Genomic DNA, 24,281 nt, shown 5'->3' with positions numbered 1-24,281 from the left:
ATTAAATGAAAAAAACATGAACAAAAGTATACAACTCAAAATAGAAAATCAAGTAGCAACCATCACGCTAAACAGACCAGAAGTCTTCAATAGTTTTAATCGTGAAATGGCATTGCAACTTCAAGACACTTTAGATGCCTGTGAAAAGAATGATAGCGTTCGTGCCATTGTTTTAACTGGAAATGGGAAAGCATTTTGCGCAGGACAAGATTTGAAGGAAGTGACTTCGCCAGAATTAAACCCTGGATTTAAAAAAATTCTAGAAGAACATTACAATCCCATCATCACACGAATCCGACATATTGAAAAACCTGTAATTGGTGCTATCAATGGTGTTGCTGCTGGAGCAGGTGCAAATATTGCATTGGCTTGCGACGTTGTTGTGGCCCATGAAAAAGTAAGTTTTATTCAAGCGTTTAGTTTAATCGGCCTTATTCCTGACAGTGCTGGAACCTTCTTTTTGCCAAGACTTATCGGATTCCAAAAAGCATCCGCATTAGCTATGTTGGGCGATAAAGTATCTGCCGAAGAAGCGGAACGAATAGGAATGATTTATAAGGTATTGCCTTTTGACAATTTTGAAGAAGAAGTCAATAAATTAGCTTTGAAAATGGCTAATATGCCAACCAAGGCATTGGGATTAATCAAGAAAAGTTTGAATCAATCGCTTACTAACAATTTAGAACAGCAATTAGCTTTAGAATCTAAATATCAGATTGAAGCAGCAAGTACCGAAGATTATGCCGAAGGTGTTTCCGCGTTTATGGAAAAAAGAAAACCAGAATTTAAAGGACGATAATTGTCATTCAGACCAAAACGAAGAATCTCATCAATACGGAAATATTTAATATGAATATAGGAGTAATAGGAAGTGGAACAATGGGAAGCGGTATTGCGCAAGTAGCTGCTACTTCAGGTTGTCAAGTTAAATTATACGATACCAATCAAGCAGCTTTAGATAAAGCAAAAGCATCTTTAGAAAAAATTCTATTACGACTCATAGAAAAGGGTCGAATAGACGAAGCCGAAAAATATCGTATCGAAAATAATATCACATACGTTGATAAACTAAAAGATTTATCAGATTCAAACCTCACAATTGAAGCGATTATTGAAAATCTAGATATCAAGAAAAAAGTATTTTCAGAATTGGAAAGTTATGTATCTGACGATTGTATTATCGCCTCAAACACATCCAGCTTATCAATAGCATCCATTGCCGCATCGTTAAAAAACCCAAAACGTTGTGTTGGAATTCATTTTTTCAATCCAGCACCTTTAATGAAGTTGGTTGAAGTTATTCCAGCCATTCAAACATCTTATGAAACGTTAGAAAAATCAATCGATATTATTGCCAGTTGGAAAAAAATTGTAGCAGTAGCTAAAGATACGCCCGGATTTATCGTGAATCGTGTAGCGCGTCCTTTTTATGGTGAAGCGTTGCGTATTTATGAAGAAGGCGTTGCCGATTTTGAAACTATCGATTCCGCCATGAAAGATTTGGGAGGTTTCAGAATGGGGCCTTTTGAACTGATGGATTTTATAGGTAATGATGTTAATTATACCGTTACTGAAACCGTTTTTACAGCTTTCTATTTCGATCCCAGATACAAGCCGTCATTTACGCAAAAACGATTTGCTGAAGCAGGTTATTTAGGTCGAAAATCAGGTATTGGATACTATGAATATGATGAAAATGGAAAGAAAATAGAGAATGAAGATGTCACGTTGAGCGCAGTCGAAAGGTCCATTAAAGAACAAATCTTCGATAGAATCCTAATCATGCTCATCAATGAAGCAGCCGATGCCTTATTCCTAAATATTGCATCAGCAGAAGATTTAGATAATGCCATGACCAAAGGTGTTAATTATCCAAAAGGATTATTAGCTTGGGCAAACGAAAAAGGAATTGATTGGTGCGTAGAACAAATGGAGGCATTGTATGATGAATATCGTGAAGATCGCTACCGTTGCAGTCCTTTACTTCGTAAACTAAAAGTAGAAAATAAAACATTTTTTAGCTAGGTAATCAATTGGAGTGGAATTGCATTTGTACAATGTTAATTCTGGAATAAATTGTAAATATACGTTCACCTTGAGTGCAGTCGAAAGGTTTGAAGTAATAAAGATTGAAAAATTGAAAGGAGAGCAAATTTCACATAGAATGTTAAGTCAAGACGCCTACAGCACCTGGCTAGGAATAGAAATCATTGAAAGTGAAGTTGGGCGCTGTAAAGTTGGCATGACCATTAGAAAAGATATGCTGAATTGTATGAATAAAGCACATGGCGGAATCAGTTATGCATTGGTGGATACAGCTTGTGGTTTTGCTGCCAATTCACATGGGAAATATGCCGTTTCTATTGAAACAAGCATCAATCATATTGAAGCTTTAAATGAAGGTGATTATATTGTGGCCGAATCGGTTATAGAGAGCGTAAAGAATAAATTAGGATTTAATATAATAGAAGTCAAACGCGGTGATGAACTAGTTGCACTTTTCAAAGGTGTCGTATATCGAACGCATAAAGAGTGGAAAGAATAATAAACATAATCTAATAAAAACGAATAACTGTATTATGAAATGGAAAGGTAATAGACAAAGCAGCAACTTGGAGGATCGTCGTGGAATGAGTTCCAAAGGGAAATTAGCCGCAGGTGGTGGAATCGTTGCTGTAATTGTAGTTTTGCTGCAGCTTTTTGGCGGTGATACAGGGCAAACATTAGCACCAATCTTGGAGCAAGTCACCCAATCGCAATCTGCTTCGCAACCCAGAGAGCAACGAGAATTAACCGCTCAAGAAAAAGAAATGGGTGCATTTGCATCTACACTTTTAGCCTATACCGAAGATACATGGAGTCAGATTTTCCAAGAAAATAATTTGGGTAATTATGAAGAACCTGGAATGGTTTTATTTACCGATGCAGTAAGTACAGGTTGTGGAAATGCTACTGCGGCATCTGGCCCGTTTTATTGTCCAGCCGACCATAAATTGTATATGGATATGGTGTTTTTTGATGAGTTAAAGACGCGTTTTGGAGCTGAAGGAGGCGATTTTGCTATAGCATACGTAATGGCTCATGAAATTGGCCATCACATTCAAACATTGCTAGGAACCTCCAATAAAGTAAGGCAATTACAGCAGCAATCTAATAAAACTGAAGGTAATAAATTATCAGTAGCACAAGAACTTCAAGCCGATTTTTACGCAGGTGTTTGGGCACATTATAACCAAAAATATTTAGAAGAAGGTGACATTCAAGAGGCTTTAAGTGCCGCTAATGCAGTTGGAGATGATGCTATTCAGCGAAAAATTCAAGGAAATGTAACGCCCGATTCATTTACCCATGGAACATCAGAACAACGTATGTTTTGGTTTATGAAAGGTTTTAAAACAGGTGATATTAAACAAGGCGATACGTTCTCGGCATTGTTAAATTAACCAAATTCCTGCCTGCCGTTAAGAAGACGAACGTAGGAAACTCATCATTAAAAAACAAGAATAATAATTTGAAATAGGAGTTTCAATTTTCGACTTCAATTTCAATTTCAATTTCAAAAAATGGAAGCATATATAATAGACGGAATCAGAACACCAATAGGAAGTTACCAAGGTACTTTATCAGCTGTCAGAACAGACGATTTAGCTGCTATGGTTATTGAAGAACTCGTAAAACGAAATCCAAACATTCCAAAAGAAGCTTATGACGATGTTATTTTGGGCTGTGCCAATCAAGCAGGCGAAGACAATCGTAATGTAGCTAGAATGGCATCACTTTTAGCAGGATTGCCATTTACTGTTCCTGGAGAAACCGTTAATAGATTATGTAGTTCTGGATTATCAGCCATTATTCATGCAAACCGAGCGATTAAAGCTGGCGATGGTGATTTGTTTATTTCAGGAGGAGTAGAAAACATGACACGTGGACCATATGTAATAGCAAAACCTTCTAAAGGATTTGGAACCGATGCGAAAATGTATGATTCTAGTTTTGGCTGGCGTTTTATCAATCCGAAAATGCAAAAAATGTTCGGAACGGATGGGATGGGACAAACTGCTGAAAATCTTGTCGAAAAATATAATATCTCTCGCGAAGATCAAGACACCTTTGCCTATTGGAGTCAGATGAAGGCTACCAAAGCTCAAGAAAACGGTCGTTTGGCTAAAGAAATTATGACTGTCGAAATTCCACAGCGCAAAAAAGATCCAATACAATTCATTAAAGATGAATTTGTAAAACCAAATACCTCATTAGAAGTTTTAGGAAAATTAAGAGGCGCTTTTAAAGCAGAAGGAGGCAGTGTTACAGCAGGTAATTCATCTGGATTAAATGATGGCGCAGCTGCAACTATTATAGCTTCGGAAGATGCGGTAAAAAAATATAATTTAAAACCATTAGCGCGCATAGTTAGTTCGGCAGTAGTGGGTGTAGAACCTAGAATAATGGGTATAGGACCCGTTGAAGCTTCCAATAAAGCTTTGAAAAAAGCGGGTTTAACCATGGCTGATATGGATATAATAGAACTCAACGAAGCCTTTGCAGCGCAAGCCTTAGCATGCACGCGCGCTTGGGGAATTGCCGATAACGATCCACGACTGAATCCAAATGGCGGTTCCATTGCCATTGGTCATCCACTGGGTGTTACAGGAACCAGATTAGCCTATTCTGCGGCTTTAGAGTTAAAAGAGCAGAATAAAAAATATGCATTAATTACCATGTGTATTGGCGTTGGACAAGGTTATGCAGCAATAATTGAAAGAGTTTAATTCCTGCGAAGGCAGGAATCTATTTGTAAATAGTGGAAAAATTATTGGATTAGTGAATAAAGTCAGCAAACAAGTGCGTTAAGGATTGAAGCGGCATCCTTTTGCTTTTTCGCAAAAGATATAGCGGAAAGCCTGACCTTTAGGTAACGCCAAAAAAAATAAAAGTTTAACGTTGTTTCTAAAGAATCTAATTTTGTAGGAGTTTTATAGAAATGAACATAATAGTTTTCCGTTTTTCACGGAAACGATAAATAAAATTATCGATGAAAAAAACACAAAATTACGTCACTGGACAATGGCTAGAAGGTAAAGGCGAAGGCGTTCCTATGTTTGACGCTATTACAGGAGAAATTGTAGCTTTATCAGATACCCAAGGGTTAGATTTTGGCGAAATCCTTCAATACGGAAGAACCAAAGGTGGCGAGAAACTTCGTAAAATGACGTTTCAAGAACGTGGAAATATGCTGAAAAGTCTAGCGCTTTATCTCATGAAAAAGAAAGCATCTTTCTACGAATTAAGTTACCGTACAGGAGCAACCAAAATTGATAGTTGGATAGATATTGAAGGTGGATTCGGAAACTTATTCGCTAATGCGTCTTTACGAAAACTATTTCCAAATCAATCCTATCATGTAGAAGGTGATGCTATTGATTTATCACGTGGTGGTCGTTTTATGGCACATCATATTATGGTGCCAAAACGTGGTGTAGCGGTTCATATTAACGCCTTTAACTTTCCAGTTTGGGGTATGTTAGAAAAATGTGCAAGTAATTGGATGGCTGGTGTTCCAGCTGTTGTTAAGCCAGCAACAAATACGTCTTTTTTAACGGAAGCAGTTGTTCGTGAAATTATCGCATCTAAAATATTGCCGGAAGGTGCTTTACAGTTAATTGCAGGTTCGGCAAGAACTATTTTGGATACGGTAGAATCTCAAGATGTTGTAACTTTTACAGGTTCAGCAACAACGGGAAGACTTCTAAAATCTCATAAACGGATTCTTGAAGAATCTGTGCCATTTAATATGGAAGCCGATTCTTTAAATGCATCAGTATTAGGGGAAGATGCTATTCCAGGAACACCAGAATTCGACTTATTTATTAAAGAAGTCAGAAATGAAATGACGGTAAAATGTGGACAGAAATGTACGGCTATTCGTAGAATTATTGTGCCACAAAATTTAGTTGAAGACGTTCAAATGGCCCTAGGAAAAGCTTTAGATAAAATTACAATCGGTGACCCAAGACTAAAAGAAGTACGAATGGGTGCTTTGGTGAGTAAAGATCAAGTCAACGAAGTTAGAGAGCGTGTTCAGCAATTGTCTAAAACAGCAAGTATTGTTTATGGCGATTTAGATAAAATTGAAACCATTGGAGCCGATTCGAAAAAAGGGGCTTTTTTAGCACCAATTGTACTTCGTGAAGACCATCCATTTGAGAATTTAGCCGTTCATGAAACAGAAGCTTTTGGGCCTGTAAGTACTATTGTGCCCTATAAAAATTTAGATGAAGCGATTATGTTAGCTCAAATGGGTAAAGGCTCGTTAGTGTCATCAATTGCGACTTATGATAATAAAATTGCCAAAGATTATGTCGTAAATGCAGCCAGTCATCATGGTCGTATTTTGGTTATTAATCGCGATATGGCTAAAGAAAGTACAGGTCACGGTTCGCCATTGCCAAATTTAGTGCATGGTGGTCCAGGACGTGCTGGAGGAGGCGAAGAAATGGGAGGCATGCGTGGAATTAAGCACTATTTACAACGTACAGCTATTCAAGGTTCACCAACGACTTTGACAGAAATTACAGGAATCTATCAGCAAAATGCGGAATATAAGGAAGCAGAACAGCATCCATTTAAATACCACTGGGAAGATATTCAACCAGGAATGTCGCTTAAAACCCACAACCGTACTTTTACAGATACCGATATTATCAATTTTGCGAATCTAACATGGGATCATTTTTATGCCCATACTGATATTACATCTCTAGATGGTAGTATTTTTGAAAAACGAACCGCTCATGGATATTTCATCATTTCGGCAGCAGCTGGACTATTCGTCTATCCAAATAAAGGGCCTGTTGCTGCAAATTATGGCTTGGAGGAATGTCGTTTCCTTCGTCCGTTATATCATAACGACACTGTTTATGTACGATTAACCTGTCAGCAAAAAACAGATCGTGATGTAGTTACAGCGGAGCATCCTAGTGGAATTGTAAAATGGTATGTTGAGGTTTTTGATGCATTAACAGATGAAAAAGTTGCTTTTGCTACCGTTTTAACTATGGTTGAAAAGAAGCAAGAATTTTTTGTAGAAATGACTGAAGATAAAATTGCAGAATGCCTTTCAAAATTAAAAGAAAATACCAAACCAAAATGGGGTGTTATGACACCACAACACATGTTGGAACATTTAGAGTATACTTATAAAATAGCAGCTGGAGAAATTCAGGATTTTGAAGTAGCAACCCCAGAAAAGATTTTAGAAAAAGTACATCATAGTCTTTATAATTATGAGAAATTCCCAATGGGAACCAATTTCCCTTTATTAGAAAAAGATAAATTAGCGCCTTTAAAGCATCCGGATTTAGAGACAGCTATTGAAAAATTCAAAGTACAACGCGAAAAGTATTTGGTGTATTTTAAAGAAAACCCAGATGCTAAATTGAAGAACTTGATCTTTGGAGAATTGAATAAATATGAGTCTTATTTATTAGAGAGAAAACATTTAGGCCATCACTTTGAACAGTTTGGATTAATTTAATAACGAAAAAACCTGTCAAGATTCATTAAAGTAAAATTTAAATATTAAAACGAATGCGTATCAAGTTCGCATTGACAATTTAAAAACATGAAACCATACGTAAAACAAAACATAGAAAACGCGGTAGCATACATCGAGTTTTTTCATCCAGCACATAATTCCTTACCTGGTGATGTGTTGGCGGAATTAGCACAAACCATTACTGCTGCTGGTAAAAACAAGGATATAAAAGTCATCGTACTTAAAAGTGGAGGCGATAGAACCTTCTGTGCAGGTGCTAGTTTTGAGGAACTTATAAATATCAATGATGCTGCAACTGGAAAAGTATTCTTTTCAGGTTTCGCAAATGTGATTAATGCCATGCGCAAATGTCCAAAATTTATAATCGGTCGTATTCAAGGTAAAACTGTTGGAGGAGGAGTTGGTTTAGCCGCTTCAACTGATTACTGCATGGCAACCAAATTCGCAGCTATCAAATTAAGTGAATTAAACATTGGCATTGGACCATTTGTTGTCGGACCAGCTATTGAGCGTAAAATGGGTTTAAGCGCTATGTCGCAAATTGCGATTGATGCCAATACATTTTATTCAGCAGATTGGGCAAAACAAAAGGGTTTATTCACGCAAGTTTATGATGACACTGAAGCATTAGATGAAGCCGTTAAAGCAACAGCTGAACATTTATGCACCTACAATCCAGAAGCTATGATAGAAATGAAAAAAGTATTCTGGAGCGGAACTGAAGATTGGGATGCCTTGCTAGCAGAACGCGCTGCTACTAGTGGACGTTTAGTATTGTCTGATTTTACGAAGGAGAAATTAAAAACTTATAAATAAATGGTCATTCAGGGCAAAGGGAAGAATCTCACAAAAAAATGGGCTCGTCCTTTATCCTCGCAATGACATAATAAAAAAGTATGATTTATTCATTCAAAGGCTACACACCAGTTGTTCATGAATCCAGTTTTGTTCATCCACTAGCTGCAGTAACAGGAAATGTTATCATTGGAAAAAACTGCTACATTGGTCCAGGAGCTGCTATTCGTGGTGATTGGGGACAAATTATCTTGGAAGATGGCGTGAATGTTCAAGAAAACTGTACAGTTCATATGTTTCCTGGTAAATCCATAACCTTAAAAGAAAGTGCTCATGTTGGTCATGGTGCTATAATTCATGGTGCCAATTTAGGAAGAAATTGTTTGATTGGTATGAACTCCGTTATCATGGATGATGCTGAAATTGGCGATGAAAGCATTGTTGGTGCTATGGCATTCATTAAAGCCGAAACTAAAATCCCGAATCGGAGTTTGGTAGTCGGCAATCCAGCAAAAGTGATTAAGGAAGTTTCTGATGATATGATTGCTTGGAAGACCAAAGGCACTAAATTATATCAACAATTACCAGCTGATTGCCATGAGAGTTTAAAAGAAGTGGAGCCTTTACGAGAAGTGCCAAAAAATTTACCAACTCAAGAAGAAGCATACAAAACATTAAGGGAAACCTTTAAAAATAAATAAGAGTTGTCATTCAGAGCAAAGCGATGAATCTCATAAAGAGATTGCCACGTCCTTCGTCCTCGCAATGGTAGAAAATATAAAAAAATGTCAAAATTCGATTTAAAAATGCCCAAAATGGGCGAAAGTATCACAGAAGGAACCATCATCAATTGGCTAATTTCTGAAGGCGACACGTTTGAAGAAGGTGATATTATTCTAGAAGTCGCCACCGATAAAGTAGATAATGAAGTGCCTGCGCCAGCTTCAGGAACTTTAGTTAAAACAATGTTTCAAGCTAAAGATGTGGTTCCAGTAGGACAAGTAATTGCTGTTTTAGAAGTTTCGGAAGAAGCTCACACGACATCAAAAAGCGAGCCTGTCATTCAGAGCGCTAGCGAAGAATCTCAAAAGCAGAAAAAAGTTAGTAAACCAAAACTAGTTCAGGTAGCTTCATCTTCGAATTCATTTTCAACATCAAATTCAAACACGTTCTTTTCTCCACTAATCATCAAAATTGCTAGGGAACAACATATTAGTTTCGAAGAGTTAGCACGAATTCCAGCTACTGGACATGAGGGTCGACTTCGTAAAAGTGATGTCTTTAGTTATATAGAAGAGGGCAGACCTTATCAATATTCACAAACGGTCACCCAAGATCCAACTGCATATAGAATTCCGCAATTGACTTTTAATAAAGGTAAGGGGAAAATTATAGAGATGGATAGAATGCGTCAAATGATTGCAGATCATATGGTGTTTTCCAAACATACGTCTCCTCACGTAACCGCTTATGTGGAAGCGGATATGACCAATATGGTTAACTGGCGAAACGCTCATAAAAAAGCCTTTCAGGAAAAATATGGTGAGCGCCTAACATTTACACCTTTGTTTGTGGAAGCGGTAGCAAAAGCAGTAAAAGATTTTCCAAATATTAACGCATCTGTTGATGGTAATAATATTATAGTAAAAGAGGATATAAATATTGGAATGGCAACCGCTTTACCTAGCGGAAATCTAATTGTTCCAGTTGTTAAAAATGCCGATACTAAAGATTTAAAAATTTTGGCTGAAACCGTCAATGATTTAGCAAATAAGGCTAGAGAAAACAATTTAGGAGGTGACGATATTAAAGGAGGCACTTTTACAATATCCAACGTTGGAACCTTTGGAAGTGTTATGGGAACACCAATTATTAATCAGCCTGAAGTAGCCATTCTAGCATTAGGAATTATTAAAAAACGCCCTGAAGTAATTGAAACTGAAAAAGGCGATGAAATTGCAATAAGAAGTATGATGTATTTGTCTTTATCGTTCGACCATCGAGTAGTGGATGGGTTTTTAGGAGGTAGTTTTGTACGTCGTGTTGCTGATTATTTTGAGCAATTTGATGTGAATCGGAAAATTTAGTAATCCTCAAGATCTTAAACGTTTTTAAAACTGTTGAGGCCATTAAAAATATTTCGCGTTAGGGATTGAAGCGACTTCCTTTTTTGTTTTTTACAAAAAAGATATAGCGAAAAGCCCGACCCTTTTAGGGTAACGCCAAAAAAAAATAAAATATGAGTTCTTTAAATAAAGACATACTAAAAAAAGCATTTTTAAACATGTGTACTGCCAAGTCTATGGCAGAATTGTACGAAGCGAATTTCAAGCAAGTTTCTAAATATGTGCACGCTACATCTAGAGGGCATGAAGCTATTCAAATTGCTTTAGGCATGCAGTTATTACCGCAGGATTACGCATTTCCATATTATAGAGATGATGCCATGTTATTATCATTTGGTTTAAAGCCTTACGATTTAATGCTGCAGTTATTGGCAAAAAAAGACGATCCATTTTCTGGAGGAAGAACTTATTATGCGCATCCAAGTTTAAGAGATGCTGATAAACCTAAAATCCCGCATCAATCGTCTGCAACAGGAATGCAGGCAATTCCGGCTACTGGGGTTGCAATGGGGTTCCATTATCGCGAAAGCGGTAATCTCTTTGCGGAAGAGAACAAAGCAAAGGGTAATGAGCAAAACCCGGTAGAAAATTTCACAAACAATTATGATGCTTCTGTTCATTCAGAAGATTCCCGCCTTCGCGGAAATGCACCCATCAGTGTTTGTTCTTTAGGTGATGCCTCCGTAACGGAAGGTGAAGTTGCCGAAGCTTTTCAAATGGCTGCTTTAAAACAATTACCTATTCTGTTTTTAATTCAGGACAATGGCTGGGATATTTCGGCTAATGCTGCGGAAACGCGCGCCCAAAATGCTTTTGAATATGCTCAAGGTTTTAATGGCCTAGAAGCGATTACTATAGATGGTGCCAATTTCACAGAAAGTTATGAGGCCTTGGAAAAAGTGATTAAAACAATCCGTGAAGAACGCCGCCCATTTTTGGTTCATGCCAAAGTTCCTCTATTAAATCACCATACTTCGGGTGTTAGAATGGAATGGTATCGTGATGATTTAGAAGAAGCGCGATCACGTGATCCTTATCCAGTTTTAAAAAAGCAATTGCTAGATAATGGATTTTCACAAAAAGATATTGATGAAATTGAAGCTGCTGCTAAAGCAAATGTTCAAGCCGATTTCGAAAAAGCATTAGAAGCTGAAGATCCAAAACCTGAAGATTTATTTACCAACGATTTTGCACCAACTCCAATTACAGAGGAAAAAGGCGAGCGTTCTCCAAAAGGTGCCGAAAAAGTGGTGATGGTGGATTGTGCTTTGTTTGCCGTTGAAGAATTGATGAGAAAACACAAGGAATGCTTATTATATGGTCAAGATGTTGGTGGCAGATTAGGCGGCGTTTTTCGTGAAGCGGCAACATTAGCCCAGAAATTTGGCGATGCTCGTGTATTTAATACCCCCATTCAAGAGGCGTTTATTGTGGGTTCTACGGTTGGAATGAGTGCCGTTGGATTAAAACCAATTGTTGAGGTTCAATTTGCCGATTATATCTGGCCAGGTTTAAATCAATTATTTACGGAAGTCAGTAGAAGCTGTTATTTAAGTAATGGCAAATGGCCGGTTAGTATGATTTTACGAGTGCCTATTGGTGCCTATGGAAGTGGTGGTCCCTATCATTCATCATCTGTTGAAAGTGTTATAACCAATATTCGAGGGATAAAAATTGCTTATCCTAGTAATGGAGCCGATTTAAAAGGCTTAATGAAAGCGGCTTATTATGACCCAAATCCGGTAGTTATTTTAGAACACAAAGGATTATATTGGTCTAAAGTTCCCGGTACAAAAGGTGCTACATCCGTTGAGCCATCTGAAGATTATGTGTTACCCTTTGGAAAAGCATGGGTTTTACAAGAAATTTGGAAGCAGGAAAACGTTGAAACGCTCACCATCGTGTCCTACGGAATGGGTGTGCATTGGGCCATGAATGCATCGGAGGAAATGGGTATGAAAGATCAAATTGAAATAATTGATTTAAGAACCTTATTTCCTTTGGATGAAGAAACGATAATGAAATCGGTTAAAAAAACAGGGAAATGCCTTGTAGTTACTGAGGAACCTAGTAATAATAGTTTTGCCAGAGCATTATCTGGAAAAATTCAAGAGGAATGTTTTAAATATTTAGATGCACCAGTCATGACCATTGGTAGTGAAAATATGCCAGCTATTCCGTTGAATTCAACCTTGGAAGAAACCATGATTCCTTCAACCAGCAAAGTGAAGGATAAGATAAATGAGTTATTAAATTATTGATTCGAGTTAAATTAGTTGCCTGTTAATGATTAGTTTTACACAACACTAATAAACTAAAATTTAATATTATGAAAAATTTAATGTACAAGGCAACCTTCTTATTAGTTTTTATGATTGCTTTTTCATCTTGTAGAGAAGAGGACAAAACGCAAAAAGAAGAATTAATTGAGGAAATGCAAAATGAGGGTGCTGACATCGAAGTGAAAGAACGCGCTAATGATACTAAAATCAAGATGGAAACCGACGATAAGAAGGTCAAAATTAAAGAAAGCGACGACGGCGAAACCAAAATAAAAATCAAAGAAGATAACTAATACGTAATCTTTACAAATAGAAAAAGCCAGATTTTTAAATCTGGTTTTTTTGTTTTAAATATGTAAATAAAAGATAAAAAAAAGAGCCTATCGTTATGATAGGCTCTTTTAGACGTTTTAAAAGTATATAATTAGATAACTTTTACGTTAATCGCGTTTAATCCTTTTTTACCTTCTGTTAAATCAAATTCAACTTGATCGCCTTCTCTTACTTCGTCGATTAAGCCAGAAATGTGCACAAAATGCTCTTTATTGTTTCCTTCTTCCGTGATGAATCCAAAACCTTTAGAGTCATTAAAAAATTTTACTGTACCAGTACTCATAATAATAATAATTTATTTAATTAAGCTGCAAATATAGCTTAATAAATTGGATGTCAAAGACTTTTTATAGATTAATTTCAATATTTATGAAAAATAAATGATTTACGGTTTAAATTTGGGTATTCTTGTTTCTGTTTCCTTGAATAAATAAACACACTATTAAAATATTTAGATATATTTTGTATATTGAACCCTTATTAATCACACACATTAATTTAATCTTATTATGAAAAAATACATTTCACTTTTTAGTTTTATGGCATTGTTTTTTGTGGGCATGCAATTTTCAGCAGCTCAATCATCAGACAGACAGCAAAGCGCAGAATCTATAGCGAAACAAAAAACTTTAGAATTGCACAATCTTGTTACCTTAACAGGGGAACAGCAAAGCGGTATCTTTAAAGTTTTAGTTGATGCTGAACAGAATATGGGTGAATTAATGAAAAGAGATGCTACAGATAATTTAAGACAAGAAGGTATTAAAACTGTAAACTCTAGAATTACTGAAGGTTATAAAAAGATTTTAACACCAAGTCAATACGAAATTTATGAAGCTTCTTTGAAAGCAAAGAAGTAACTAGAATTTTTGAATAAAAAAAAGGACTCAATTTTGAGTCCTTTTTTTTATGTTTTATTTTTTAGGAGTTGGGGGATAGACCGCCATAATTTCCTTTACAAATTGTTTTATACGTTCTTCTTTCTGTTCCATGTTAGAATTTAAATAGCCAACGCCTTGACCTTGCCAAACCAATTCCTTTTTTTTGGCATCAATTAAATCAATGTATAAGGCACCTTCTGTTGTAGAGGAAACGTTATTGTTGTAGTTTCCGTAGTAATACGGATTCCAACCCCATCCAGCTCCATAACCACCATAGTAATTATTATAAACATCAATCTTTTCACGAGAAGATGCAATAATACTTACCAATAGATCTGGATTTTCAGATTTTATAAAACCTTTGGATGTAAGTTCATTTTCTATAGCGCGCAAAATTCGACGTTTATCTAAATCATTAATTTCGGCCTTATCAATACCAGGTTTGTAAAATGCAAATGTTTTGAAATTGTCAAAATTTACTGCTTTGTCATAATCGGCAACAACTTGCACAGAACCACAAGAAGTTAGTGTAACCATAATAATTAGGGCTAACAAGGATGTTAAAAGTGTCTTTTTCATAGTGTGAATTTTAAATTAGGTTATAACGAGTCTATCAATTTATCGTCAACCAAATTCGGAAGGGTTACTTTTAAATTTGGCTCAGCTTTCATAGCGCGCTTAATAGCACAAATGGCCTCGTCATTTCGAGCCCAACTTCTCCTAGAAATACCATTGGTAACATCCCAGAAAAGCATTGATTTTAAGCGTCTTTCGGCATCTTTAGTACCATCAAGAACCATACCAAAACCACCATTTATAACTTCACCCCAGCCTACACCGCCGCCATTATGAATACTTACCCAAGTAGCACCTCTAAAACTATCACCTATTACATTTTGTATGGCCATATCTGCTGTGTAGCGCGATCCATCATATATATTACTGGTTTCACGATATGGTGAGTCTGTTCCAGAAACATCATGATGATCACGTCCTAAAATTATTTGACCAATTTCTCCTGCTTCAATGGCATCATTAAAAGCTTGGGCTATTTTCATCCGGCCTTCTGCATCTGCATATAATATTCTAGCCTGCGAGCCCACAACCAATTTATTATCTTGAGCGCCTTGAATCCATTGGATGTTATCCGTCATTTGTTGCTGAATTTCTTCAGGTGAATGCTTCTTAATTTCTTCTAAAACCTGACATGCAATAGCATCCGTTTTAGCTAAATCTTCTGGTTTTCCGGAAGCACAAACCCAACGGAATGGCCCAAAACCATAATCAAAACACATAGGTCCCATAATATCTTGTACATAACTAGGGAATTTAAACTCACGTCCAATAGTAGGATTTTTAGCCATAACATCAGCGCCCGCACGTGAAGCTTCCAATAGAAATGCATTTCCATAATCAAAGAAATATGTGCCTTTATCTGTATGTTTATTGATAGCTCTGGCGTGACGACGAAGCGTTTCCTGAACTTTTTCTTTAAATAATTTAGGATTATTAGCCATCATGTCGTTAGCTTCTTCAAAACTCATTCCTACAGGATAATAACCACCAGCCCAAGGATTGTGTAAGGACGTTTGATCACTTCCCAAATCGATTTTAACTTGGGCTTCATCAAATTTTTCCCAAACATCCACTATATTTCCTAAATACGCAATGGAGATGGTTTCATGATTCTTTTTCGCTTTTTCAACACGAGACACTAATACATCTAAATCGGTTATTTTTTCGTCAATCCAACCTTGATCCAGTCGTACTTGAGTTATTTTAGGATTTACTTCTGCGCAAACGGTAATACAGCCCGCAATATTTCCTGCTTTTGGTTGCGCGCCACTCATGCCACCTAATCCAGAAGTAACAAAAAGATTTCCTTTTGGTGATTTATTAATTTTTCTAAAGCCATTCAAAACGGTAATCGTTGTGCCATGAACAATGCCTTGAGGACCAATATACATAAAACTACCAGCCGTCATTTGGCCATATTGCGTAACCCCAAGCGCGTTAAATTTTTCATAATCATCCGGTTTGGAATAATTAGGAATCATCATGCCATTGGTTACAACCACGCGTGGTGCCTCTTTATGAGATGGAAATAAACCCATAGGATGCCCAGAATACATGGCAAGCGTTTGCTCCTCGGTCATTTCTGCCAAATATTTCATGGTTAATAAATACTGTGCCCAATTGGAAAAAACACCACCGTTTCCACCATAAGTAATAAGTTCATGTGGATGTTGCGCCACAGCATAATCCAAATTATTTTGAATCATAAGCATAATGGCAGCAGCTTGTTTTGTTTGCGAAGGATAGTCATCTATTGACCGCGCATACATTTTATAATCAGGACGGAATCGATACATATATATTCTGCCATAGCTTTCCAATTCATTTTTAAACTCGGCAAGCAAGGTTTCATGATGTTTGGAATCAAAATAGCGTAAGGCATTTCTTAAGGCGAGTTTTTTCTCCTCGTCCGTTAGAATAGATTTTCGTTTTGGCGCGTGATTTATATCAGGGTTGTATGCTTTTGGTTCTGGTAAATTATCTGGAATCCCTTGTAGTATGTGTTCTTGAAATGTCATATGTTCAGTATTCAGTATTCAGTATTCAGTGTTCAGTGTTCAGTGTTCAGTGTTCGGTAATCGGTTTTCAGTACTCAGCATTTATTTTCTTATATTCTCTATTCTCTACTCTCTACACTAAACTCTGTATTTTTTTTAAATGGCTAATGCTTTTTTGAATTAAACCCATACGGGCAATGGCGGCAACCACTTTCACAGCAATAACCACGTTTTAGGTGGTATTGTTCTGTAAAACAGCGATAGCCTTCTGGAGTCCAGTAAAAATCGCCTTCTTCAATGGGTATAATCTTCTTCATTTTACAAATATAACGTAAATTGGACTAATTTTTGAATGCAGTTAGTTATGATTATCGTTTCGAAATATCTGATGCCTAAACGGTATTTGGGTTTAACCATTTGGCCTTTTATATTTTTAAAGTATGCATTTTTAAAAGATGATGTCGTCTTGATAAATCATGAGCGCATTCATATTAGACAGCAAATAGAACTGCTGATTCTCCCTTTTTTTATTTTGTATTTATTTGAATTCTTATTTCGTTTCATTCAATATAGATCTTGGAAACTGGCTTACTGTAATATATCTTTTGAGCGCGAAGCTTATTTACATGAAAACGATTTTAATTATTTAAAAACCCGATCGTTTTGGAGTTTTGCGAGATACCTAAAACGTTAAATTGAGGTTGTTTTTAATATTAAAACTTGCTGCTTTAAAGTTCTGGTTTATTTTTTGATGACATTTTTAGTGTTTCTTTTTATGTCACTTTATTTCCTTATTTTCTGTTTGAAGTCGGAAAATTCCACTTTTGTTTGAATTAGTTACATATGTTCCTGTTTTAGGTTGTTTTGTATCCATTCTGTTTTTCATAGGGTATCCATAGGGTATCCATAGGGTATCTATAGGGTATCTATAGGTGAGGTATTAGTTTTAGATTGTTTTTTTTTGGTTGTTACACAGAGATTTACGGAGTCACGCAAAGTTTCGCGGAGGGATTGCATATTTAGACACGAATTACAGGGAGGATGTGATTGACACTAATTACATTAATGATTGAAATCGTTGGGTGGTGGGTTTGTGATGTCGTATTTCAGTTTATGCCATAAAAAAACGACCTTAATTATTTAAAACCAAGGTCGTTTTGGAATTTTAAGAATTATATTAAAAGATTAATGTTTTAAAACCACTTTTTCAATGCGCGTTATATTATTAGTCGTGATGGCTTTAACGATATAAGTGCCTTCAGAAAAACTCATGTTATCTATAACTATTTCTTGTGAATTAATGTTTAGTTTCTGAATTAATTGGCGCCCTAACATATCATAAACATAAACTGATTTAATAGCACTGTTTTTAGATGACACCTTAATATAATTGCTATTTGGCGCGCTGATTGTTATGCCAGAGTTGGCATTAAAATCATCAAGGGACAATGCGTTATCTGTATATCTTAAAATGAATCTGTCATTGAATATTCCGGTTTCCGAATGGAAACTATAAGGCGACATACGGATGTTGTGAATGGTATTCGTGTATATATCTTCAATATATATAGTTTGATCGGTTTCTGAAAATAATCCGTCAAGCGTATTTAATGCTATTTTGTAATTACCATTAGTAGCAATTTTAACGCCTAATGGTACCAAATCGGAATCAACAAACGGCAATGCTCTTCCTTGTATAGCCATTTCTTCCGAGCTAACTAGCGAGTAGAAACGGTTACTTGTTTCGCTTAATTCATGACCATCAAAAAGTATATCAACATAATTGGTTGCGTTTTCTATATAGCCGACTAGAATGGAATTGGCTTTATTGTTTGAAGCCACAAGATCTATCCAAATGCGGTGTTTTTCTAAAGGACTCCGATTGGTGTTTTCGCCATCTCTAAAAAACTCATTATTATCGTAAGGTGCTAGTGCAGAGTCAAAGCGCATGGAATTATTAAACTCAACGTTAGAAGGTGTGGATGCACCATCATTCATGAGGACAAAAAATGCTTGACCAGCTCCAATATTTCCATTAAAATTAGGAGGATTGGAGCCCGTGCCATTATATGCTATATAATCATTAGCGTTATAATTATAAACATAATTACCGTAAAAAGGATCCGTTGCCGAAATTGGTGCAGAAACGTGAGTCCATAAATAAACGGTACCCGCAATAATTGGTGAGCTCATATTACCTGCGTTTTGTGCAATAAAGGCATCGGCTGAAATAGCAGAGGGATAGGGGTTGCCTATAAGGTTCCAGTTGTCGTCCAATGCGGTTGCTTGCGTATTTCCCGCTCCAGTATAAGGCCCTCCAGTGTAAGTTCCACGAGAAACTGGAATTTGAGTGGCGCCATTTCTAGGAGTTCCTCTAAATTCAACTGTATTTGCAGGTGTTGTAGGAAATGTTAAAGCTCCTGAAACTCCACGAACAATGTAGCCTTTTCCTGATTGCATGATTTCAGAAGTGGCTTCCCAATTACCGTAATTACCAGCGCCATTTCCTGAAATAGTAGGTATCCATTTATATCTTAAGTTAGAGTTTGGTGAAACTTGCGTAATATTAAAGCCATCTACGGGCGAAGACCAATACACATAATCTTGTGGTAGAAGATTGTTAACGGTTCTTTGCATGTTTATTGTACCCGAATTGGTAATGCCTGTATTGGTAACTTGAATAAGATTAGAACCGCTTCTTAAAACAATTCTCCCATTGTTAGCCACGTCAATGCCATCTGCAATTATTAAGTTGGCATATTGGAGCAGTTCCAAGTGGCCATTATTATCTACACGCAAGGATTTTCCTAATCCAGGAAGTGGCGGGATTGGTGGGGTTAAACCTAAAACTATTGGAGATAAATTGTTTGAATTAGTAATGTTAGGAATAACTACGCAATCTGCAGATGTAGGAATTCCTAATGGAGTCCAGTTGTTTGCGTTATACCAATCTGTGCTTTGAGAGCCGTTCCACATTTTCCCTATAATGTAATCTGCTTGAAATCTAACTCCAGGCGTACTTGGACATGCGCCCCAAAATGAATATAATCCAGCCGTATTAGTATCTGCCAAAGGTGATCCAGCTACGCCAACAGGGTCAAAAGTTGAGCCAGAACCAATAGGTGTGCCTCCAGTAGGAGTTGTATACCAGTCTATACCCCTTGGTGGACCAGTAACATTCCATGTGAATGCACCTGTATGTGTCGTGCTACCAAATGCAAATTTAGTAGTTACTAAAGTATAGGTCACACCAACAGTCAGATTTGCTGTTATTAATGGATCTAGATTAGGGCCATCATCATCATCACCTGCAATATATCCTGGGGAACATGTTCCAGGTGTAAACCCAGAGGCTGTTTCATAGATATAACCCATAGAATCAAAATAAGGAATAGGGGTTTCTGCTGCAAATACATATGTTCCTGTGGCATCAACAGTGAAATTAACTGAGGTATAATTTGAGGTATCTGTAGCGTCAAACTGGCAAGGGTCTGCACTTGAAATAAAGATTAATGGTTGCAAAGCGACATTGTTAGTTGCGGCATTAAGATTACCATTAATGGTGTTACCAATACTTAAAGCTCCCTGACATTCAATGGTGGATGTTAATGGCTCGCTTGGCTCGCCAGGACAAGGCAAATACACTCCATATACATCTGGAGGAATAGGAGATGTAGCACATATGCCGAAAGTACCTTGATTATCATTTCCATATTCCCAAAAACGAATATATATGGTCTCGCCGGGTGTACGACCTGTTAGAATGATTTGAGACATGGCGCCATTGGCACTATCGTCATCATCACATTCTATCAAAGTTAATGCGCCGCAGGTTCCTGAATAAGCAGCCATCCCACTATCTGTTATGGCTGCTGTTTCTGTGTCAATTGTCATTTCGCCAGTCGAATCTACTAAAACTGAAAACCAGACATCACCACCAGAGTAACTACCACAACCTGGAGCAGTAACTCCAGTACTGGCTGTAGCAGATGCATTCGTATAAAAAGAATAATTACATATTGAATTTGGTGTTAATGAAATTGCTTCGCAAGGTTCATCATTACTTGGAGGAGGAGGAGGGGTTCCTATGCAAATATCAAAAGTTGTAGTTTGACCAGGAGTAGAGGTCCAAGAATATGCTTGCACAAAATAGGTTCTACCAGCTATTAATCCAGTTAGTGTACTAGAGTTCGGGTCTGAACAACTAATATTTGAACCAGCAACCGCAGCATTCGTACAGTTTGGTGGATTAGCATTGGTAAATGGACCATATAAAGCATGGTATAAATCGGTTGTACTTCCTGCAATATTTATTAAATCAACGGTATGACTTGGGCCAGTAGCAACAAAATGATACCATACATCATCATCTTCAGTTCCACCACAGACATTAACACCAGAATTTGTAGCGCTAGCAATAGTTCCAGGGGTTGTGCTTGCACACGAATAATTTGGATTAACTGTTAAAGCTATAGAACCACAAGGGTCATCGTTAGCTGGAGGTGGAGGAGGGGTTCCGATGCATATATCAAAAGTAGCGGTTGAAGCCCCATTAGAATAGGTGTATACTTGAACAAAATAAGTTTGACCTACAGTTAAACCGCCAATAGAACTACTATTAGCATCAGAACAACCAATGTTATCTGAAGCATCAACAGAGCAATCTGGTGTAATAAAGCCACCATAAACTGCATGATACATATCTGTAAAACCAGAGACATTTAATATATCTACTGTATGACTAGTATTAGTAGCAACGAAACTATACCAAACGTCATTATTAGCTGTTCCATAACATGGGTTTAGTCCAGAATTTGTTGCACTAGCAACGGTTCCTGATGTAGTATTTGCACACGAATAATCTGGATTAACTGTTAAACTTACGGCTCCACATGGATCATCATTTGCGGGTCCTGGAGGAGGTGTACCAATACATATATCAAAAGTTGTAGTTGCAGATCCAGTGTAATAGGTATATACTTGGACAAAATAAGTTTGACCAACAGTTAATCCACCAATAGCGCTACTATTAGGATCAGAACAACTAATATTATCACCAACAGCTACACTGCAATCAGGATCAATAAATCCCCCATAAACAGCATGAACCATATCTGTAGTACTTCCAGTAATATTTAATAGGTTTATTGAATGGTTTGTATTAGTAGCTACAAAACTAAACCAAACATCATTGTTTTCAGTACCTAAACAAGCATTGATGCCAGAGTTAGTAGCTCCTACTACTGTACTAGAAGTTGTGTTTGTACAAGATAAGTCGGAGTTTACTGTTAAACTAACTGCACCACAAGGATCATCGTTTCCTTGAGGTGGAGGAGGAGTTCCAATACAAATATTAAAATTGTTATTTTGAATGGAAGAATACCAACCATAAACTCTTACATAATATAATGTGCCAATTGTCAATCCACCAATATCATATGTTTCTGGATCACTAGAACCTTCAAGAATTAATGAGCTACAACCAGAAGTACCATCATAAACACCAATTCCCATGTCAGTACTTGTTGATGTTCCTCCACCCTGATTTATAATATTACGAAGTTGAACTCTATGTTGAGTACTAGTTGCAACGAAAGAGTACCATACATCATTATTAGGTGCTCCTGAAACATCATCTGGATGTGCAGAAGCTGTTGCGTTAATAGTAGTTCCTGCTGTAATTACGCCACAATTAAAATCTGAATTTACAGTTAAACCTACAGCATTACAAGGATTATCATTTATTGGTGCTTGAGCAAAAATATCTGTAAAAACTGAAAAGCATAGGATGCTTGTCAGTAGGAGTAATTTTCTAATCATACGTCGCTATTAGAGGTTGTTAAATACATGTTGTATTTTCACCATTGCAAATAGGCTATGTAGGGTAGGTATTGGGGTTTAAATAACGGAATTAGTCGTTTAAATGTTAAATTGTCGATAATTCCATATATTATTGGGAAATATAGTAAAAATTATAGTCTACCAAAATTAATATCATAAATATTTATTAAATATTATTCATGTTCGTTATAGCAGAAAAATTAAATATTCAGATTGATAATCAGTTGTCTATAAAACCTGATTATTTGATAGATCCTTTCATTTCTGGAAACAAATACCGAAAATTAAAATACAACATATTTGAAGCTAAAAAGCAAGGTTGTAAATTGCTTTTAACCTTTGGTGGCGCGTATTCCAATCATATAGCCGCTGTTGCAGCTGCGGGAAATCGGTTCGGTTTTCAAACTATTGGCATTATTCGTGGTGAAGAATTAGCTGATAAAATAACCGAAAATCCTACCTTGTTATATGCCCAAAATCAAGGCATGCAATTTCATTTTGTTTCCCGCGAAACGTATCGCTTAAAAGAGTCAGTTACATTCATAGAAAATTTAAAAAACCAATTTGGTGATTTTTATCTCATTCCCGAAGGTGGAACGAATGATTTAGCCATTAAAGGCTGCGAAGAGATTTTAACCGAGCAGGATGCCGAATTCGATTTTATAACCTGTCCCGTAGGAACCGGCGGAACTATTTCAGGATTAATAAACGCTTCTAAAAGTCACCAAAAGATTCTTGGTTTTCCCGCACTGAAAGGTGATTTTTTATGGAAAGATATTAGTAAATTTGCACGAAATGACAACTGGGATTTAATTACGGATTATCATTTTGGTGGCTATGCTAAAATAAATACGGAGTTAATCAGTTTTATTAATGAGTTTAAACGACAATTTCAAATGCCATTAGATCCCGTTTACACAGGGAAAATGGTGTTTGGAGTTTTCGATTTATTAAAAAATGGGTATTTTCCAAAAGACGCAAAAATATTGATGATTCACACCGGAGGTTTACAAGGTATTGCCGGGATGAATCAGTTTTTGGAAAAGAAAAATAGGGCAAAAATTCAGTAATCATGAAGCGAGTAGTAGTATTAATTTGTATGGTATTAATAGTGGTTAGTTGCGGTTCTAAAAAACGAGCGGCTTCTAAAGCTAAAAAACGCGATAAAACGGAACGTGTTGTAAAAAGACCAGAGGTAAAAGCACCTATATTGGAAACAAAAACGGATAAACCCGTTAAGGAACCCGTTGTAGTTCATAGCAATCCCATAGATGCTTACATTGCTACTTACAGCGGTATTGCTCAAGAAGAAATGCGTTTGTATCATATTCCGGCTAGTATTACATTGGCACAAGGGATTTTGGAATCTAGTTCTGGAAAGGGACGATTGTCTGTAGAGGCTAATAATCATTTTGGGATAAAATGTCATGAATGGACGGGTGCTAAAATTTATCATGACGACGATGCAGATCAAGAATGTTTCCGAAAGTATAATGATGCCAAATATTCATATCGCGATCACTCTTTGTTTTTAAAAGAACGTAAACGTTATTCGGGTTTATTCGAATTAAAAATTGACGATTATAAAGGTTGGGCTATAGGCCTTAAAGATGCGGGTTATGCTACGGATAGAAAGTATCCCGACAAATTAATCAGTCTTATTGAACGCTTTGAACTTTATAAATATGACGAAGTTGTTACCGGAAGGAAATTAGTGGTTAATTCTAATAATAACGCTGGTTTATCTCATCGCGTTATAAAAGGTGATACTTTATATTCTCTTTCTAAACGCTATAATACCTCTGTTGATAATTTAAAAAAACTTAATAATTTAGCGTCTAATGATTTAAATATTGGCGATTTATTAGTCGTGAAATCAAATTAATTAAAATACT

20 protein-coding genes are annotated in these 24,281 nt (G+C 36.6%); 15 read left to right on the top strand and 5 right to left on the bottom strand.

The annotated features are described in order from the left end of the window. Positions 1-16 precede the first annotated feature (16 nt). The 11 genes from ES674_RS13290 (at position 17) to ES674_RS13240 (ending at position 13,051) form a co-directional block, all read left to right on the top strand. Complete coding sequence (locus ES674_RS13290) at positions 17-799, top strand: enoyl-CoA hydratase-related protein (RefSeq protein ID WP_148404783.1); 783 nt, start codon at positions 17-19, stop codon at positions 797-799. Between the two features lie 50 nt (positions 800-849). Continuing rightward, on the top strand, positions 850-2,025 hold the full coding sequence (locus ES674_RS13285; RefSeq protein WP_148404781.1) for a 3-hydroxyacyl-CoA dehydrogenase NAD-binding domain-containing protein: 1,176 nt from the start codon (positions 850-852) through the stop codon (positions 2,023-2,025). Positions 2,026-2,164: 139 nt separating this feature from the next. Then, on the top strand, positions 2,165-2,545 hold the full coding sequence (locus tag ES674_RS13280) for a PaaI family thioesterase (RefSeq protein ID WP_148405016.1): 381 nt from the start codon (positions 2,165-2,167) through the stop codon (positions 2,543-2,545). Between the two features lie 34 nt (positions 2,546-2,579). Beyond that, a complete protein-coding gene (ypfJ, locus tag ES674_RS13275) occupies positions 2,580-3,443 on the top strand; it encodes a KPN_02809 family neutral zinc metallopeptidase (protein WP_148404779.1) in 864 nt (287 codons plus the stop codon). A gap of 120 nt (positions 3,444-3,563) precedes the next feature. Continuing rightward, a complete protein-coding gene (gene pcaF / locus ES674_RS13270) occupies positions 3,564-4,769 on the top strand; it encodes a 3-oxoadipyl-CoA thiolase (protein ID WP_148404777.1) in 1,206 nt (401 codons plus the stop codon). A gap of 263 nt (positions 4,770-5,032) precedes the next feature. Beyond that, positions 5,033-7,534, top strand: a complete 2,502-nt coding sequence (gene paaZ / locus ES674_RS13265) for a phenylacetic acid degradation bifunctional protein PaaZ (protein ID WP_148404775.1) — start codon at positions 5,033-5,035, stop codon at positions 7,532-7,534. A gap of 87 nt (positions 7,535-7,621) precedes the next feature. Beyond that, positions 7,622-8,371 (top strand): enoyl-CoA hydratase/isomerase family protein, encoded by a 750-nt coding sequence (locus tag ES674_RS13260; RefSeq protein WP_148404773.1) that lies wholly within the window; start codon positions 7,622-7,624, stop codon positions 8,369-8,371. Between the two features lie 80 nt (positions 8,372-8,451). Then, positions 8,452-9,051, top strand: a complete 600-nt coding sequence (locus ES674_RS13255; protein ID WP_148404771.1) for an acyltransferase — start codon at positions 8,452-8,454, stop codon at positions 9,049-9,051. Positions 9,052-9,135: 84 nt separating this feature from the next. After that, positions 9,136-10,437 carry a dihydrolipoamide acetyltransferase family protein gene (locus ES674_RS13250; RefSeq protein WP_148404769.1) on the top strand — a complete coding sequence of 434 codons (1,302 nt, stop codon included), beginning with the start codon at positions 9,136-9,138 and terminating at the stop codon, positions 10,435-10,437. Positions 10,438-10,589: 152 nt separating this feature from the next. Further along, complete coding sequence (locus ES674_RS13245; protein WP_148404767.1) at positions 10,590-12,737, top strand: alpha-ketoacid dehydrogenase subunit alpha/beta; 2,148 nt, start codon at positions 10,590-10,592, stop codon at positions 12,735-12,737. A 68-nt stretch (positions 12,738-12,805) separates the two neighbouring features. Beyond that, the gene (locus ES674_RS13240; protein ID WP_148404765.1) at positions 12,806-13,051 is read left to right on the top strand and encodes a hypothetical protein; all 246 of its coding nucleotides are present in this window, start codon (positions 12,806-12,808) and stop codon (positions 13,049-13,051) included. A gap of 131 nt (positions 13,052-13,182) precedes the next feature. On the opposite strand, the gene ES674_RS13235 is transcribed toward ES674_RS13240, so the two are convergent. Continuing rightward, positions 13,183-13,374, bottom strand: a complete 192-nt coding sequence (locus ES674_RS13235) for a cold-shock protein (RefSeq protein ID WP_007646460.1) — start codon at positions 13,372-13,374, stop codon at positions 13,183-13,185. Positions 13,375-13,600: 226 nt separating this feature from the next. Here ES674_RS13235 and ES674_RS13230 point away from each other — a divergent pair, with 226 nt between their 5' ends. Beyond that, positions 13,601-13,951, top strand: a complete 351-nt coding sequence (locus tag ES674_RS13230; RefSeq protein ID WP_148404763.1) for a hypothetical protein — start codon at positions 13,601-13,603, stop codon at positions 13,949-13,951. Between the two features lie 54 nt (positions 13,952-14,005). On the opposite strand, the gene ES674_RS13225 is transcribed toward ES674_RS13230, so the two are convergent. The 3 genes from ES674_RS13225 to ES674_RS15445 form a co-directional block, all read right to left on the bottom strand. Continuing rightward, on the bottom strand, positions 14,006-14,551 hold the full coding sequence (locus tag ES674_RS13225) for a DUF4136 domain-containing protein (RefSeq protein ID WP_148404761.1): 546 nt from the start codon (positions 14,549-14,551) through the stop codon (positions 14,006-14,008). Positions 14,552-14,571: 20 nt separating this feature from the next. Next, positions 14,572-16,566: a urocanate hydratase gene (locus ES674_RS13220; RefSeq protein WP_148404759.1), complete on the bottom strand. Its 1,995-nt coding sequence runs from the start codon at positions 16,564-16,566 to the stop codon at positions 14,572-14,574. Positions 16,567-16,709: 143 nt separating this feature from the next. Further along, a complete protein-coding gene (locus tag ES674_RS15445) occupies positions 16,710-16,862 on the bottom strand; it encodes a DUF5522 domain-containing protein (RefSeq protein ID WP_170234020.1) in 153 nt (50 codons plus the stop codon). 35 nt (positions 16,863-16,897) lie between these two features. Between ES674_RS15445 and ES674_RS13215 the strand changes: the two genes are divergently transcribed. After that, the gene (locus tag ES674_RS13215; protein WP_246126058.1) at positions 16,898-17,239 is read left to right on the top strand and encodes a hypothetical protein; all 342 of its coding nucleotides are present in this window, start codon (positions 16,898-16,900) and stop codon (positions 17,237-17,239) included. A gap of 491 nt (positions 17,240-17,730) precedes the next feature. On the opposite strand, the gene ES674_RS13210 is transcribed toward ES674_RS13215, so the two are convergent. Then, positions 17,731-22,365, bottom strand: a complete 4,635-nt coding sequence (locus tag ES674_RS13210; RefSeq protein ID WP_148404757.1) for a T9SS type A sorting domain-containing protein — start codon at positions 22,363-22,365, stop codon at positions 17,731-17,733. Positions 22,366-22,565: 200 nt separating this feature from the next. Here ES674_RS13210 and ES674_RS13205 point away from each other — a divergent pair, with 200 nt between their 5' ends. Then, positions 22,566-23,456, top strand: a complete 891-nt coding sequence (locus tag ES674_RS13205; protein ID WP_148404755.1) for a 1-aminocyclopropane-1-carboxylate deaminase/D-cysteine desulfhydrase — start codon at positions 22,566-22,568, stop codon at positions 23,454-23,456. Between the two features lie 2 nt (positions 23,457-23,458). Then, a complete protein-coding gene (locus tag ES674_RS13200) occupies positions 23,459-24,271 on the top strand; it encodes a glucosaminidase domain-containing protein (RefSeq protein WP_170234019.1) in 813 nt (270 codons plus the stop codon). The last annotated feature ends 10 nt before the right edge of the window (positions 24,272-24,281 follow it).

The sequence above is a fragment of the Bizionia myxarmorum genome, assembly GCF_008086205.1.
GTDB lineage: Bacteria > Bacteroidota > Bacteroidia > Flavobacteriales > Flavobacteriaceae > Algorimicrobium > Algorimicrobium myxarmorum.
The sequence above is the reverse complement of the archived record's forward strand: the minus strand, read 5'-3'. Positions and strand labels throughout refer to the sequence as shown.